This is a genomic window from Streptomyces sp. NPDC045431, assembly GCF_040646655.1.
Lineage (GTDB): Bacteria > Actinomycetota > Actinomycetes > Streptomycetales > Streptomycetaceae > Streptomyces.
This window is the reverse complement of sequence record NZ_JBEZAQ010000002.1, coordinates 340,863-354,689: the sequence shown is the minus strand read 5'-3', so window position 1 is coordinate 354,689 and position 13,827 is coordinate 340,863. Positions and strand designations below refer to the sequence as shown.

14 protein-coding genes are annotated in these 13,827 nt (G+C 73.8%); 7 read left to right on the top strand and 7 right to left on the bottom strand.

The genetic code is table 11. The annotated features are described in order from the left end of the window. Positions 1-14 precede the first annotated feature (14 nt). The gene (locus tag AB0A69_RS06060; RefSeq protein WP_361415833.1) at positions 15-1,586 is read right to left on the bottom strand and encodes an alpha/beta hydrolase; all 1,572 of its coding nucleotides are present in this window, start codon (positions 1,584-1,586) and stop codon (positions 15-17) included. 114 nt (positions 1,587-1,700) lie between these two features. Then, positions 1,701-2,708 (bottom strand): Rv2578c family radical SAM protein, encoded by a 1,008-nt coding sequence (locus AB0A69_RS06055; protein ID WP_361415831.1) that lies wholly within the window; start codon positions 2,706-2,708, stop codon positions 1,701-1,703. Positions 2,709-2,849: 141 nt separating this feature from the next. Between AB0A69_RS06055 and AB0A69_RS06050 the strand changes: the two genes are divergently transcribed. Further along, positions 2,850-3,293, top strand: a complete 444-nt coding sequence (locus AB0A69_RS06050) for an SRPBCC family protein (protein ID WP_361415829.1) — start codon at positions 2,850-2,852, stop codon at positions 3,291-3,293. 242 nt (positions 3,294-3,535) lie between these two features. Beyond that, complete coding sequence (locus tag AB0A69_RS06045) at positions 3,536-5,857, top strand: MFS transporter (RefSeq protein ID WP_361415827.1); 2,322 nt, start codon at positions 3,536-3,538, stop codon at positions 5,855-5,857. Between the two features lie 66 nt (positions 5,858-5,923). Here AB0A69_RS06045 and AB0A69_RS06040 read toward each other — a convergent pair whose 3' ends face one another. Next, complete coding sequence (locus AB0A69_RS06040; protein WP_361415825.1) at positions 5,924-6,484, bottom strand: hemerythrin domain-containing protein; 561 nt, start codon at positions 6,482-6,484, stop codon at positions 5,924-5,926. Positions 6,485-6,601: 117 nt separating this feature from the next. On the opposite strand from AB0A69_RS06040, the gene AB0A69_RS06035 reads away from it, so the two are divergent. Then, the gene (locus AB0A69_RS06035; protein ID WP_361415823.1) at positions 6,602-7,126 is read left to right on the top strand and encodes a hypothetical protein; all 525 of its coding nucleotides are present in this window, start codon (positions 6,602-6,604) and stop codon (positions 7,124-7,126) included. A 28-nt stretch (positions 7,127-7,154) separates the two neighbouring features. Here AB0A69_RS06035 and AB0A69_RS06030 read toward each other — a convergent pair whose 3' ends face one another. Beyond that, entirely contained in the window at positions 7,155-7,589 is a 435-nt protein-coding gene (locus AB0A69_RS06030) for a hypothetical protein (RefSeq protein WP_361415821.1), read from the bottom strand. A gap of 97 nt (positions 7,590-7,686) precedes the next feature. Here AB0A69_RS06030 and AB0A69_RS06025 point away from each other — a divergent pair, with 97 nt between their 5' ends. Both AB0A69_RS06025 and AB0A69_RS06020 read left to right on the top strand, forming a co-directional pair. Beyond that, complete coding sequence (locus AB0A69_RS06025; RefSeq protein ID WP_361415819.1) at positions 7,687-8,127, top strand: MerR family transcriptional regulator; 441 nt, start codon at positions 7,687-7,689, stop codon at positions 8,125-8,127. Further along, positions 8,124-9,251 (top strand): glutamate--cysteine ligase, encoded by a 1,128-nt coding sequence (locus AB0A69_RS06020; RefSeq protein WP_361415817.1) that lies wholly within the window; start codon positions 8,124-8,126, stop codon positions 9,249-9,251. The genes AB0A69_RS06025 and AB0A69_RS06020 overlap by 4 nt, the downstream gene beginning before the upstream one ends. A gap of 9 nt (positions 9,252-9,260) precedes the next feature. Here the strand turns inward: AB0A69_RS06020 and AB0A69_RS06015 are convergent, their stop codons facing one another. Genes AB0A69_RS06015 through AB0A69_RS06005 form a run of 3 tightly spaced genes read right to left on the bottom strand, consistent with a single transcriptional unit; the run spans position 9,261 to position 11,384 of the window. Further along, positions 9,261-9,962, bottom strand: coding sequence for a 2OG-Fe dioxygenase family protein (locus AB0A69_RS06015; RefSeq protein WP_361415815.1), 702 nt, complete (start codon positions 9,960-9,962; stop codon positions 9,261-9,263). Between the two features lie 25 nt (positions 9,963-9,987). After that, positions 9,988-10,689: a phosphoribosyltransferase gene (locus tag AB0A69_RS06010; RefSeq protein ID WP_361415813.1), complete on the bottom strand. Its 702-nt coding sequence runs from the start codon at positions 10,687-10,689 to the stop codon at positions 9,988-9,990. Positions 10,690-10,709: 20 nt separating this feature from the next. Further along, a complete protein-coding gene (locus AB0A69_RS06005) occupies positions 10,710-11,384 on the bottom strand; it encodes a dienelactone hydrolase family protein (protein WP_361415812.1) in 675 nt (224 codons plus the stop codon). Positions 11,385-11,605: 221 nt separating this feature from the next. Between AB0A69_RS06005 and AB0A69_RS06000 the strand changes: the two genes are divergently transcribed. Beyond that, on the top strand, positions 11,606-12,439 hold the full coding sequence (locus AB0A69_RS06000) for a M55 family metallopeptidase (RefSeq protein ID WP_361416814.1): 834 nt from the start codon (positions 11,606-11,608) through the stop codon (positions 12,437-12,439). Further along, positions 12,432-13,793: a M20/M25/M40 family metallo-hydrolase gene (locus tag AB0A69_RS05995; RefSeq protein WP_361415810.1), complete on the top strand. Its 1,362-nt coding sequence runs from the start codon at positions 12,432-12,434 to the stop codon at positions 13,791-13,793. The genes AB0A69_RS06000 and AB0A69_RS05995 overlap by 8 nt, the downstream gene beginning before the upstream one ends. The last annotated feature ends 34 nt before the right edge of the window (positions 13,794-13,827 follow it).

The window sequence follows — 13,827 nt, the reverse complement described above, 5'->3', positions numbered from 1 at the left end:
TCGATCAGGCCCGGTCAGACGCGGTGGGCCGGGTGGGGGAGCGGGGCGGCCGCGCGGGCCGTCCGGGGGCTCGGCTCCGGTGTCGCCGCGCAGACCGCGTCTGCGTCGGCGGCCGCGCCGGTGCCGGTGGCCGTGGCGCGGGGGACCTCGCCGGTTTCCAGGTAGCGCGCCAAGTGGCCGTCGAGGCAGGCGTTGCCGGCCAGGGTGATCGCGTGGTTGCCGCCGCCCTGTTCGACGACCAGGCTGGAGCCTCGCAGGGCGCGGCGGACGCTGACGCCGCCGGCGTACGGCGTGGCGGCGTCCTCCGTCGCCTGGAAGAGCAGTACCGGGGGCAGCGCGTCGTTCGCGACCTCCGGCGGGGTCTCGGACCCGACGGGCCAGAAGGCGCACGGCGCGTTGTACCAGGCGTTGTTCCAGGTGGAGAAGGGCGCCTTGGCGTGGACGGCCCAGTTGTCGCGGTGCCACACGCCCCAGTCGCGGGGCCAGGCGGCATCCCGGCACTGCACCGCCGTGTAGACCGAGTAGCCGTTGTCGTCCGTGGGGTCGGACGCCGCCAGCGACTCGAAGGCCGACACGAGGGGCGCGGTGTCCTTCTCGTTGGCGTACGCGGAGAACGCCTCGGCGAGCGTCGGCCAGAAGCCGTTGTAGTAGCCGCCCGGCAGGTAGGTGTCCTCCAGCTCGGCCGGGCCCACCTTCCCCGCCGCCGGGGCCTTCGCCAGCGCGGCGCGCATCGCGTACCAGCGCGCCTCGACCTTCGCCGGGTCGGTGCCCAGGCGGTACGTCGCGTCGTGCCGCGCGACCCAGGCCAGGAACGCCTTGTGGCGGGCGTCGAAGGCGAGGTCCTGCCCGAGGTTGGCGTCGTACCACACCGCCTGCGGGTCGACGACGGAGTCCAGCACGGCCCGCCGCACCCGCTGCGGGAAGAGCTTGGCGTAGACGGCGCCGAGGTACGTGCCGTAGGAGTAACCGAAGTAGTTGATCTTCTCCGCGCCGAGGGCCCGCCGGATCACGTCCAGGTCCTTCGCCGCGCTGACCGTGCCCATGTGGCGCAGCAGCGAGCCGTACTTGTCGTCGCACGCCCGCGCGAAGGACGCGGCCCTGGCGAGGTTGGTGCGCTCGGTGTCCAAGTCGCGGGGCAGGGAGTCGGGGCGTACGGGTGCGAAGTAGCCCGGCTTGCAGTCGAGCGCCGGCTTGCTCGCGCCCACGCCACGCGGGTCGAAGCCGATGACGTCGTACTGCGCGGCGACCTCGGCGGGCAGCGACGCCGCGACGAACCCGGCCATGGTGAGCCCGCTCGCGCCCGGGCCGCCCGGGTTGACGAGCAGCGGGCCCTGCGAGGTCTTCGCGGTGTGCGGGATCCGCGACAGCGCCAGCGTGATCTGCTCGCCGCCCGGGTCGTCGTGGTCCAGCGGTGCCCGGACCGTCGCGCACTGGAGCTTGGGGTACTGCTTGGTGGCACACGCCTTCCAGCTGGGGGCCGCGGCTCTCGGCTCGGGGGTTCTGGGCTCCGCCGTGGAGGGGACGGCGGTGACGGCGCTCGCCATCACCGCCCCGGCGGCGATCAGCACTGCGGCGCGTTTCTGCATATGGCCTCCCGAGCCGGACGGAACGGTCCCTCGGCGGATCGTCCCCGCATTCCGGCCCGGAAGTCGGCTTCCGGTCAGACTTGACCCGATCAGAGGATCTGATCAGCAGTCGGTTCACAACAGGGTGAGTTGGGTGGGCTCCTCCGCGACCGGGACAGGGGGTACCTCACCCCGGCGGCGGCCAGGCCCGATGCCGAACTCGTCGGCGAACTCGTGCACCTGACGGGTGATCCGGCGCTGGTACCACTTCGGGGCGTAGGCCCCGTCCGCGTACAGCCGCGCGTACCGGCCCACCAGGTGCGGGTGGTGGCGGTGCAGCCAGGACATGTACCACTCGCGTGCGCCGGGCCGCAGGTGCAGGGCGAGTGGGGTCACGGAGACCGCCCCGGAGGCGGCGATCGCGCGGACGGTGGCGCGCAGCTGGTCGGGGTGGTCGCCGAGGAACGGGATGACCGGGGCCATCAGCACCCCGCACTCGATGCCGTGGTCCGTGAGGGTCCGTACGACGTCGAGGCGGCGTTCGGGCGCGGGCGTGCCCGGCTCGACGGTGCGCCACAGCTCGTGGTCGGTGAAGCCGACCGAGACCGAGATGGAGACGTCGGTGACTTCGGCGGCCTGGAGGATGAGCTCCAGGTCGCGCAGGAGCAGGGTGCCCTTGGTGAGGATCGAGAACGGGTTCGCCCGGTCGCGCAGGGCGGCGATGATGCCCGGCATGAGCCGGTATCTGCCTTCCGCGCGCTGGTAACAATCGACGTTCGTGCCCATCGCGATGTGCGCGCCCCGCCAGCTCGGGGCGGCGAGCTGACGGCGCAGCAGGTCGGGGGCGTTGATCTTCACCACGATCTGCGAGTCGAAGCCGAGTCCCGTGTCGAGGTCGAGGTAGCTGTGCGTCTTGCGCGCGAAGCAGTACACGCAGGCGTGGGTGCAGCCCCGGTACGGGTTGACCGTCCATTCGAACGGCATGCGCGAGGCGCCGGGCACCCGGTTCACGATCGAACGGGCCCGCACCTCGTGGAACGTGATGCCCCGGAACTCGGGCGTGTCGAAGGTACGGGTGGTCACGGCGTCCGTACCGAACAGCACGGCGTCGGCGGAGCGGTCGCTCAGATGGTCCCAGCGCATGGGCCAGAGAATAGAACAACTGTTCCCATGATCGCTTGCCCCGGTCGCTTGCCGGGCCTGAGGGGCCCCTCGATTTGGGCGTGTCCGGTCCAAGTGGTTGGCTGGGTCCCCCCTTATGGAACGAGTGCTGGAGGACAAGGCATGGCGCAGGTCGAGGCCACGACGGAGCGGGTCATCGCGGCGGACGCGGAGACGGTGTTCGACGCGCTGGCCGACTACAAGGACACCCGCGCGAAGCTGCTGCCCCAGCACTTCAGCGAGTACCAGGTGCGCGAGGGTGGCGACGGCGAGGGCACCCTCGTCCACTGGAAGCTCCAGGCCACCAGCAAGCGCGTCCGCGACTGCCTGCTGGAGGTTACCGAGCCCAGCGACGGCCGTCTGGTGGAGAAGGACCGCAACTCCTCCATGGTCACCACCTGGACCGTCACCCCGGCCGGCGAGGGCCGCTCCCGGGTCGTCGTCACCACCGTCTGGAACGGCGCCGGCGGCGTCGGCGGCTTCTTCGAGCGCACCTTCGCCCCCAAGGGCCTGGGCCGCATCTACGACGAGGTGCTCGCCAAGCTGGCCTCCGAGGTCGAGAAGTAGAGCCTCCGGCAGAGATCGCTGATCGAGGTCACCGATTCGGGTGATCTTGCCGTCCGCTCCTCGGCGTTGCGTACGCCGGGGAGCGCGGCAAAGCCCCTGATGGCCGGGGGCCGCCCCCTCTTCCACGCCCGCCGTCACCCCAATTGGGCGGCTTGCTCCCGCTGAGCGCGCAATGCGAAGAATGGCGCCGCGTAGGCGTCCGAGCGGACGCCGGAGCGGACGCGACGGAGGGGAGCAGGTTCGTGGGTGGGATCACGCTGACCGATGACGAGCAGGCGGCCGCTCCCGAGGACGCGCCGCCACCCCATCCGGACCACCCGGCCGACGCCCACGCCCCCGCGCAGCGGCACGTCCGCCTCGTCTTCGCCGCGCTCGTCCTCGCGCTGCTCCTCGCGGCGCTCCAGCAGACGGCCGTCGTCCCCTTCCTGCCGCGCATCGTCGACGAACTCGGCGGCGGCGCGCGGTCGGTGTGGGTGGTCGTCGCCCCCGTGCTGGCCGTCGCCGTGACCCTGCCCGTCCACGGCAGGCTCGGGGACCTGCGCGGCCGCAAGGGCGTCTTCCAGGCGGCCCTCGTCCTCTTCGTGGCCGCGTCCGCGCTGGCCGGCTGGTCCCGCACCATGGACCAGCTCATCGCCTGCCGCGCCCTGCAGGGCGTCGGCGCCGCCGGGTTGCTGGCCGGCGCGCACGCGATCACCGCCGACCTCGTTCCCGCCCCGGCCCGCGCCCGCTTCCTGGGCGTGCTCGGCGCGGCGCTCGGGGCCGCCGCCGTGGCCGGGCCGGCGGTCGGGGAGGCCGTGCGGGTCTCCTGGCGCTGGATCTTCTACGCCAACGCCCCCCTCGGCCTGCTGGTGCTGATCGTCGTCGGCGCCGGGCTGAGGCCGCTCCGGCCGCTCCGGCCGTCGTACGCGGACGAGCGCCGCCGCTTCGACGTCCTCGGCGCGCTGCTGCTGGGCACCGCCTCCACCTGCCTGGTGCTGCTGGCCACCTGGGGCGGTACGCGGTACGCCTGGGACTCCCGCGTCATCCTCGGCCTCGCCTGCGGCGCCGCCGGAACGCTGTTGCTCTCCTTCGCCGCCGAGCACTACGCCGCCGAACCGCTCGTGCCGCTCGGGCTCGCACGCCCCCTCCTCGTCAGCGGACTCGTGGGCGCGCTGACCGGCACGGCGCTGTACGCGGCCGCCGCCTGGCTGCCGGAGCTCCTCGGGCCGCGGGGCGCGCTGCCGCCGCTCGTCCCGCTCGCGGGCGGCATCGTGCTGGGCTCGCTGGTCTCCGGACAGCTCATCGCCCGCACCGGGCACCACCGGATCCACCCGGTGTTCGGCTGCGCCGTCGCCGCCGTCGGCACGGGGCTGCTCTCCCGCCTCGAACCCGGCACTCCGGTCCTCGACCACAGCGTCTGGCAGGCCGTGCTCGGCACCGGCGTCGGTCTGGCGCTGCCCGCGCTCGTCGCCGCCGTCCAGCAGGCCGCGCCCCGCGCCGACCTCGGCGCCGCCACGGCCGCGCACTTCCAGGTGCGGCTGCTCGGCGGCTGCCTGGGCGCCGCCGCCGTCTCCACCCTCGCCGGCGACGGAGGCGTCCAGGGACACGGCGGTGTGACGCCGCGGTTCTTCGTCGTCGTCCTGGTGCCCGTACTCGTGCTGGGCCTGTTGCTCGCCTGCTTCCTCAAGGAGAAACCGCTGGTGTCCCAGAACGCCCCCACCGCGTCGACGGCCTCCGTTCCCGCGGCCCGCACCGCCGCTCCCGACATCGGCCCCGCATCCGCTTCCGACGGAGCCGTGTGGCCGTCCTCGCCGTACGGCTCCGGCGTGCCCGTCTGCGGCGCCGTCCAGCACCACGACGGCAGCTGTGTGCCGCGCGCCGCCCTCACGCTCGTCGACGGGCAGGGGCGGCAGATCGGGCGCGGGGCGAGCGGCGACGACGGCCGGTACGCGCTCAGCGTGCCGGGGCCCGGCGCGTACGTGCTGATCGCGGCCGCCCCCGGACACCAGCCGCAGGCCGTCAGCGTCACCGTCACCGCGGGCGACCGGCCCGTCGAGCTCGACATCGCCCTCGGCGGCGCCGGGCGCCTCACCGGAACCGTGGTCACCGCCGACGGCACGCCCGTACGGGACGCCGCCGTCACCCTGACCGACGTACGCGGCGAGGTCGTCGCCGCCACGCGCAGCGGCCGCGACGGCGGCTATGTGATGGCCGCGTTGGTGGCGGGGGAGTACACCCTGGCCGCCGGCGCCCCGGACTTCCGGCCCGTCGCCCTGCCGGTGAGCGTGCACGCCTCCCGCGAGACCCGGCAGATCATCGAGCTGGCCGGCGGCGCGATGCTGCGCGGAACCGTACGGACCACCGGCGGCCGCATCGTGGAGGACGCGCGCGTGACGCTGCTCGACGCCGCGGGCAACGTGGTCGACACGCTCACCACGGGCCCCGACGGCGTCTTCCGCTTCGCGGACCTGTCGTCCGGCGCGTACACGGTCATCGCGTCCGGCTACCCGCCCGTGGCGACGGTGCTCCAGGTGGCGGGCGGCGGGCGCACCGAACGGGACCTCCAGCTCGGGCACGGCGACTGACGACAGGCCCAGACCTAGGGCCGCCCGGAGGTCCACCGGGCGGCCCAGGGCGCGAGCGGTCGGGGCTCAGCTCTTGCCGCGGCCGGACATCATGTCGCGGAGGCGGTCCACCATCCCGGCGCCCGGGGCGAGGAGCTTGTTGGCCGGAGGCTTGTCCGGGGCCGAGGGGTGCGGGCGCGTCGGGGCGGTCTTCTTCGCCTGGCGGACCTTGTCGCCCAGCTCGTTCAGCATCTCGGGGGTGCAGGCATCCCGCAGCCGCGGGAAGAGGTTGTTCTCCTCGTCCACCACGTGCGCCCGGATCTCCGTCATGAGCTTGTTCATGAGCATGTCGAAGCGGGGGTCGTCCGCCGCGCAGCCCTCCAGGTCCTTCATGGTCTGCTCGGCGGCGGCGTGGTCGCGGAGCTCCTTGTCGGCGAGGGCGTCACCCCCGTCGATGTGCTCGCGCACCGCCGGGTAGAGGTACTCCTCCTCGGCCACCGAGTGCCGGACCAGTTCCATGGTGACCTGGTCCGCGTACTGCTTCCGCTGTTCGTCACCGGACGGCAGTTCCTCGATGGTGCTGAACAGTTCCTCCACCTCCTCGTGGTCGCTGGTCAGCTCCGCGATCACGTCTCCGCCGTGTCCCATGACCTCACTCCTCTGCGCGGTGTGCGGGAATCCGGATGCCCATGATGTGGTTCAGGCCACGCACTTCCCGTGAGCCACGCCATTTGTCGCCGCGAATGGCGGCGATAGCGTTCCGGCGTGACCGCAGACCACCTCACCCCGCTCATTACGGCGACCGCGCAGTGGCTGACCCGCGCCTACCCGTCGGGCGGCGGCGCGCTGGAGTCCGCCCTCGCCGGCGTACAGGCGCGGCAGGCCGTGACCGTCGCGGCGTGGCTGCGCTACCCCACCGACCTGGACGCGGCACTCGTCGCCATCGCCGGGCCGGGCGGCTCGGCCCGGCTCGACTGGGTCACCGGTGCGGACGACGCCGACGCCGACACCTACGCCTGGCGCACCTGGGTCGACGAGGTCGTCGCCAGTTGGGCGGCGGTCCTGCTCAGCACCCCGGGGCTGGCCGCGACCGCCATGGACGCGCTGGCCGCCTGCGGCCGCCTGACGGGGGCGCCCGTCGACTTCCGCCGCCTGGTCACGCCCGACGAACACGACCGGCGCGCCGCCGCGCTGCTGCGCCACCCCGACCTGCTCGCGCCGATAGCGGACCTGCACCGCACGGAGCTCCTGGACCGCCTGGAAGCCGGGGTCGGCGGGCACGCGCGGTAGCCCCTGCGCGGCCGCTCCCGAGGGGCCGTCACCGAGCGGTTACAGGGAAGGCGGCATTCCGTCGCCACGGGACGAGCTGGACGATTCCCCAGGCCACCTCGACGGTGAGGAACAGCCACAAGACCCGCGAGGCCCCGTGGGCGAGCGCGTACGCCATCCATGCGGAGAACAGGACGCGCGCGACGCCGTCGAACAGTCCGTGCACCGGCAGCGACCGGAAGAGGCGCAGAAGGGCCCAGACGAGCACGACCGAACCCATCAGGTTCGCGTACAGGGTCTGCCACGGGTCGAGTGCGGGCAGCAGGCCCAGGCCCAGTGCGCCGCCCAGCGAGGAGAGGGCGTCGTGCACCAGCGTGTACGTCCACGGTGTGGCGAATCCGGCGGTGACGACGAGGTCGTACCAGGCACTCGCGCGTACGACACGAAGATAGGTGGGACCTGCGGGGTCGACGAGACGACTCATGACGGGACTCCTGCTGCTCTGGTGTCAGGGACGCCTCACGCTAAACAGTGGAGTACGGTCCAAGGTCAAGTTCGTCGTCCGAAGGGGGAGCAGGGGCATGCGCATCGGGGAGCTGGCCGCGCAGACGGGGATGACCAGGGACACGATCCGGTTCTACGAGAAGGTCGGCCTCATCGAGGGCCGGCGCCTGGCCAACGGCTATCGCGACTTCCCGCCCGAGGCGGTGGCCTGGCTGCACTACGTCCGCACCGCACAGACCCTCGGATTCTCGCTGGCGGAGATCGCGAGGACCAGCGAGGAGCTGCGCGCGGCGCCGGACGCCGCGGAGGCGCTGTCCGCGCTCTTCGAGGAGAAGATCGAGATCGTCGACGCGCGGATGGCCGAACTCGCCACCCTGCGGGCCGAACTCTCCGCGCGCGTGGGCACCGGTTGTCCGTTGCGGGCGGCCGGCCACCCCGGTGAGGGTTCTCCGGCCCGAGGTCGGATGCGGCCACCTCGGGCGACAACGCCGCCGAAGGGCGCGATGCTGAATCCGTGAACAGCCCGGATTTCGGCGAGCCGCCCACGGTCGGGGTGGAGGAGGAGTTCTTCCTCGTCGACCCGGCCGACCACAGCGCGACTGCGGCCGGTACGCGCGTGGTCGCGCGCGTCCCACCCCCGCTCGCGGAGAGCGTCTCGGGGGAGTTCACGGAGTACCAGGTCGAGGGGAAGACCGCGCCCTGCTCCCGCGTGGACGAGCTGCGCGCCCAGCTGCTCGCCGTCCGCGCCGGCCTGGCCGCCGCCGCGCGTGCCGAGGGCCTGCGCCTGTGCGCCTCCGGCACGCCGGTCCTCGGCGGCGACGGCGGGCGCGCCGACATCGCCGGCCATCCGCGCTACGGGGCGGGGGCACGGCAGTACCGCGCGATGCACGACGACTTCGCCGTCTGCGCCTTCCACGCCCACGTCCACCTGCCCGACCGCGAGACGGCCGTCCTCGTCGGCAACCACCTGCGGCCCTGGCTGCCGCTGCTCGTCGCGATGAGCGCCAACTCGCCCTTCCACCAGGGCCGGGACACCGGCTACGCCAGCTGGCGCTCCGTGATCCGGGGCCGCTTCCCGTGCCTCGGCCCGCCGCCGTACGCCGAGTCGCTCGCCGATCACGAGCGGATCGCCGCCGCCATGGCGGCCAGTGAGGCGATGCTGGAGCCCGGCATGCCGTTCTGGGACGTACGGCCCAACCCGCGCCTGCCGACGGTCGAGGTCCGCACCATGGACGTCCTGTCGGACGTGGACGACACGGTGGCGCTCACGGTGCTGATCAGGGCGCTCGTCGCGACGGCCGCCCGGCGCGTGGCGGCCGGCGACCCAGGGCCCCGCACCGGCGCCGAGTTGCTGCGCGCGGCGTACTGGCGCGCCGCGCGGGACGGCTGGTCCGGCCACGGCGTCGACGCGCCGACCGGGCGCGTGCTGCCCACGCCGGTCCAGGCGCGGCGCCTGGTCGAGCACGTGGGCCCCGCCCTGCGCGCGTACGGGGACGAGGGCGAGGTCGCGGCCTTCCTGCGGCGGCTGGAGCTGCGCGGGTCCGGCGCCGAGCGCCAGCGGGCCCGCCTGGCCGCCGAGCCGCGCCTGGGCGCGGTGGTGGAGGGGCTGGTCCGCGACACGTGCCCGGAGGACGGCGTGTGAGGCGGGGTCTCAGCCGGGTGGGAGCAGCGTCGTCACCAGGACGTCGCGGCGGGCGGGCCGCTCCGGGGCGAGCGGGCGGATCGGGGACACCTCGTGGAGGGTGCGCCGGTCGTCGCCCAGCAGCAGGCTGCCCGGCTCGTCGAGCGTCGTCGTCAGGAGGTGCTCGCCGTCGGCGCCGTACACCGAGCTGGCGCCGCCCGAGGCGTTCTCGCGGCCGATCAGCAGCGAGGTGACGAGCGTGACGCCGTCGCGGTGCCGTCCCTCCGGGGTGGGCTGCCCGTCCTGCCCGGCGGAGGCGAACACCCGGAAGGGGTGCACCTTCACCTGCCACTCGTCCCGGTCCTCCAGACAGCTCGCGACCCGCCCGAGCAGCCGGATCAGGGACGCCAGCAGGGGGTCGGCGGTGAACGCGTCGGTCAGCGGCTCGAAGTGCCGGTCGACGCCGACGTACATCGGATTGCTGGCCTCCGGCTGGACGAACGCGTCGTGCGGCCGCGGGGTCAGCCGTCCGTCGCGCGTCAGGGCGAAGGTGCCGTACCGGCGCATCCGCACCGTGCCGCTCTCGGCCGCGTACGGGTCCGGCGCCAGGTCGTCCCAGTGGGCGGCGAACCGCGCCCAGCCCGCCGCGTCCGTGCCCACGCACGCCGACACCTCGGCCGGCTCCATCGGATGCGTGCCGGTCGACAGCAGGGCCCGCCGGGCTGCGTCCACGGGCGCCTCCGCGCCTCTCCTCATGTCACTCAACACGTCCCCCATCGTCCGCCGACCCGTCGCCCGCCGCATCCCCGCGCGGCTCGCGCGCCGCGCTCAGGATGCGGATCACCTCGTCGTCGCCCACCTGGTCGAAGTCCAGGTACCACTGGCCCACCGACGAGAACGGCCGCGGCTGGTGCAGCCAGACCAGGTCGTCGGCCTCCGCGCCCACCAGCTCCGCCGCCTCGCGCGAGCACACCGGCACGGCCATGATCAGCTCGGCCGGCTCCAGGCCGCGCGCGGACCTGAGCGCCGCGCGGGCGGTGACGCCGGTGGCCAGGCCGTCGTCGACCAGGACGACCGTGCGGCCGTGTACGTCCGGCAGCGGCCGGCCGCCCCGGTAGAGGTCCTCGCGCCGGTGGAGCTCGGTCCGTTCGCGCGCCACCGTCGGCCCGAGGCGGTCCTCCGTGAGGTCCAGCATGGCCAGCGTCCGCTGGTCGTACAGCGGCGGCCCGTCCCCGGCCACCGCGCCGACGCCCAGCTCCGGATTGAACGGCGCGCCGATCTTGCGGACGACGAGCACGTCCAGCGGCGCGCCCAGCGCCGTCGCGATCTCGACGGCGACCGGCACCCCGCCGCGGGGCAGGGCCAGCACCACCGGATCCGTCAGCCGGCCCTCGCGCTGCCGGCCGGCGAGCCGGGCGGCGAGTTCGCGCCCGGCCTCGGTGCGGTTCCGCAGGAGCACGGCTCCCTCACCTCCCTCGCTCACTGCCCTCCCGTCCCGCCCGGCACGGCCATCTGGCCGAACCACTCCCGCGCCGCCGCCGCGACCTCCTCCAGGGCGCCCGGCTCCTCGAAGAGGTGCGTGGCACCCGGCACCACATGGATGCGGTACGGGGCGCTCAGCCGCTCCGCGGCCTCCTCGTTCAGCCGCAGCACCTGGTGGTCCTCGCCGCCGACCACCAGCAGGACCGGCGCGCGCACGGCGGGCAGCACCTCGTCGCCCGCCAGATCCGGCCGCCCGCCCCGCGACACCACGGCCCGGACGCCGTCCGGCCGCTCGGCGGCCGCCACCAGAGCCGCCGCGGCCCCGGTGCTCGCGCCGAACAGCCCCACCGGCAGCCCCGCCGTGTCCGGCTCGGTACCCAGCCAGTCCACCGTCGCCGTCATCCGCCGCCCCAGCAGCGCGATGTCGAAGCGCAGCTCCGCGGTGACCATGTCGACACGCTCCTCCTGCTGGGTGAGCAGGTCGAGGAGCAGGGTGCCGAGCCGCGCCTCCCGGAGCGCCTCCGCGACCGCCCGGTTGCGGGGGCTGTGCCGCGAGCTGCCGCTGCCGTGGGCGAAGGCCACCACGGCCCGCGCGTCCGCCGGGAGCACCAGGTCGCCGACCAGGGGCGCGTCACCGGCGTCGATACGGACGGTCCGCGATGCCGTCGTCATGGCCCACACCTCCGTCCAGCCCACTCCCGTCCGGCTCTCCCGCCGCCCGGGGTACCCAGAGGCGGGCGTGACATGCGGTACGCGGGGTCTGTTTCGGGGCCCGGGGCGGTCGGTAGGGTCGGACCTCTCCCCGCACGGAGCACGGAACGCACGCGACGCACCAGCACGGAACGCACGCAGCACGGAACGCACGACGGAACGGAGTGGCACGCCAAGTGGGCTTGAAGATCCTCATCAGCGCCGACATGGAGGGCGCCACCGGCGTCACCTGGCCGGCCGACGTGCTGCCGGGCACCCCCCAGTGGGAGCGCTGCCGCGCCCTGTTCACCTCCGACGTGAACGCGGCGGTCCTCGGCTTCTTCGACGGCGGCGCCGAGCGCGTCCTGATCAACGAAGCCCACTGGACCATGCGCAACCTGCTGCTGGAACGGCTCGACGAGCGCGCCGAGATGCTCACCGGCCGCCACAAGTCGCTGTCCATGGTGGAGGGCGTCCAGCACGGCGACGTCGACGGCGTCGCCTTCGTCGGCTACCACACGGGCGCCGGCACCGAGGGCGTCCTCGCCCACACCTACCTCGCCAACTCCATCACCGGCGTCTGGCTCAACGGCGTGCGCGCGAGCGAGGGCCTGCTCAACGCGCAGGTCGTCGCCGAGTACGGCGTACCCGTCATCCTCGTCACCGGCGACGACCTGACCTGCGACGACGCACTCGGCTACGCGCCCGAGGCCCGCAAGGTCGCCGTCAAGGACCACGTGTCGCGGTACGCCGCGGTGTGCCGCACCCCCACCCGTACGGCCGCCGACATCCGCGCCGCGGCCAAGGAGGCGACCGCTCTCGCCGTACGGTACGAACCGGTGCGCGGCGGGCCGTTCACCGTGGAGCTGGAGTTCGACGCCGAGCACCTCGCGGCGGCCGCCACCGTCGTACCCGGCGTGGCGGTGAGCGGCGAGCGGCGGGTGGCGTACACCAGCGAGACGATGTACGAGGGCATCCGCGCCTTCAAGGCGGTCACCACGATCGTCTCGGCCGCGGTGGAGGAGCAGTATGGCTGACGTGACGTCCCTGGGCACCCCGGAGAACGGGCCCTTCGACACCGATTCGGAGGCGCTCGACGAGGTCGTGACCTTCACCTCCGAGCTCATCCGGATCGACACCACCAACCGCGGCAGCGGCGACTGCCGGGAGCGGCCCGCCGCCGAGTACGTCGCCGAGAAGCTCGCCGAGGCCGGCCTGGAACCGGCCCTGCTGGAGCGCACGCCCGGCCGCACCAACGTGGTGGCGCGGATCGAGGGCACCGACCCGTCCGCCGACGCCCTCCTCGTCCACGGCCACCTCGACGTCGTCCCCGCCGACGCCGACGACTGGGACGTGCACCCCTTCTCCGGCGAGGTCCGCGACGGGCTGGTGTGGGGCCGGGGCGCCGTCGACATGAAGAACATGGACGCGATGATCCTGGCGGTCGTCCGCGAATGGGCGCGCCACGGCATCCGGCCCCGGCGCGACATCGTCATCGCGTTCACCGCCGACGAGGAGGCCAGCGCCATCGACGGCGCCGGCTACCTCGCCCGCCACCAGGCGCATCTCTTCGAGGGCTGCACCGAGGGCATCGGCGAGTCCGGCGCCTACACCTTCCACGCCGGGCCCGACCTCGCGCTCTACCCCATCGGGGCGGGGGAGCGGGGCACCGGCTGGGTCAAGCTCACCGCCGAGGGCCGGGCCGGCCACGGCTCCAAGGTCAACCGGGAGAACGCCGTCAGCCGCATCGCGGCGGCCGTCGCCCGCATCGGCGAGCACCAGTGGCCCGTCCGGCTCACCCCCACCGTGCGCGCCGCGCTCACCGAGATCGCCGCGCTGTACGGCATCGAAGCCGACGTCGACGCGCCCGACTTCGACGCCGACACGCTGCTGGCGAAGCTCGGCCGGGCCGCCGCCCTCGTCGAGCCGACCGTACGCAACAGCGCCAACCCGACCATGCTGCACGCCGGTTACAAGGTGAACGTCATCCCGGGGACCGCCACCGCCCATGTCGACGGGCGGTTCGTCCCCGGCGGCGAGGACGAGTTCGCCGCGACCATGGACCGGCTCACCGGCCCGGACGTCACGTGGGAGTTCCAGCACCGGGAGATCGCCCTCCAGGCGCCCGTCGACTCGCCGACGTACGAGAAGATGCGCGCCGCGCTGCTGCACTTCGACCCGGACGCGCACGTCGTGCCGTTCTGCATGTCCGGCGGCACCGACGCCAAGCACTTCGCCCGCCTCGGCATCACCGGCTACGGCTTCTCCCCGCTGAGGCTGCCCATCGGCTTCGACTACCAGGCGCTCTTCCACGGCGTCGACGAGCGCGTCCCCATCGAGGCGCTCCACTTCGGCATCCGCGTCCTCGACCGCTACCTGCAGACCGCGTAAACGCGTCAGACCGCGCGACAAGAACATGTGAGGG

Coding starts and splice junctions, on each gene's coding strand:
- AB0A69_RS06060 (WP_361415833.1), bottom strand. CDS start 1,586: ATGCAGAAACGCGCCGCAGTGCTGATCGCCGCCGGGGCGGTGATGGCG.
- AB0A69_RS06055 (WP_361415831.1), bottom strand. CDS start 2,708: ATGCGCTGGGACCATCTGAGCGACCGCTCCGCCGACGCCGTGCTGTTC.
- AB0A69_RS06050 (WP_361415829.1), top strand. CDS start 2,850: ATGGCGCAGGTCGAGGCCACGACGGAGCGGGTCATCGCGGCGGACGCG.
- AB0A69_RS06040 (WP_361415825.1), bottom strand. CDS start 6,484: ATGGGACACGGCGGAGACGTGATCGCGGAGCTGACCAGCGACCACGAG.
- AB0A69_RS06030 (WP_361415821.1), bottom strand. CDS start 7,589: ATGAGTCGTCTCGTCGACCCCGCAGGTCCCACCTATCTTCGTGTCGTA.
- AB0A69_RS06025 (WP_361415819.1), top strand. CDS start 7,687: ATGCGCATCGGGGAGCTGGCCGCGCAGACGGGGATGACCAGGGACACG.
- AB0A69_RS06005 (WP_361415812.1), bottom strand. CDS start 11,384: ATGACGACGGCATCGCGGACCGTCCGTATCGACGCCGGTGACGCGCCC.
- AB0A69_RS05995 (WP_361415810.1), top strand. CDS start 12,432: ATGGCTGACGTGACGTCCCTGGGCACCCCGGAGAACGGGCCCTTCGAC.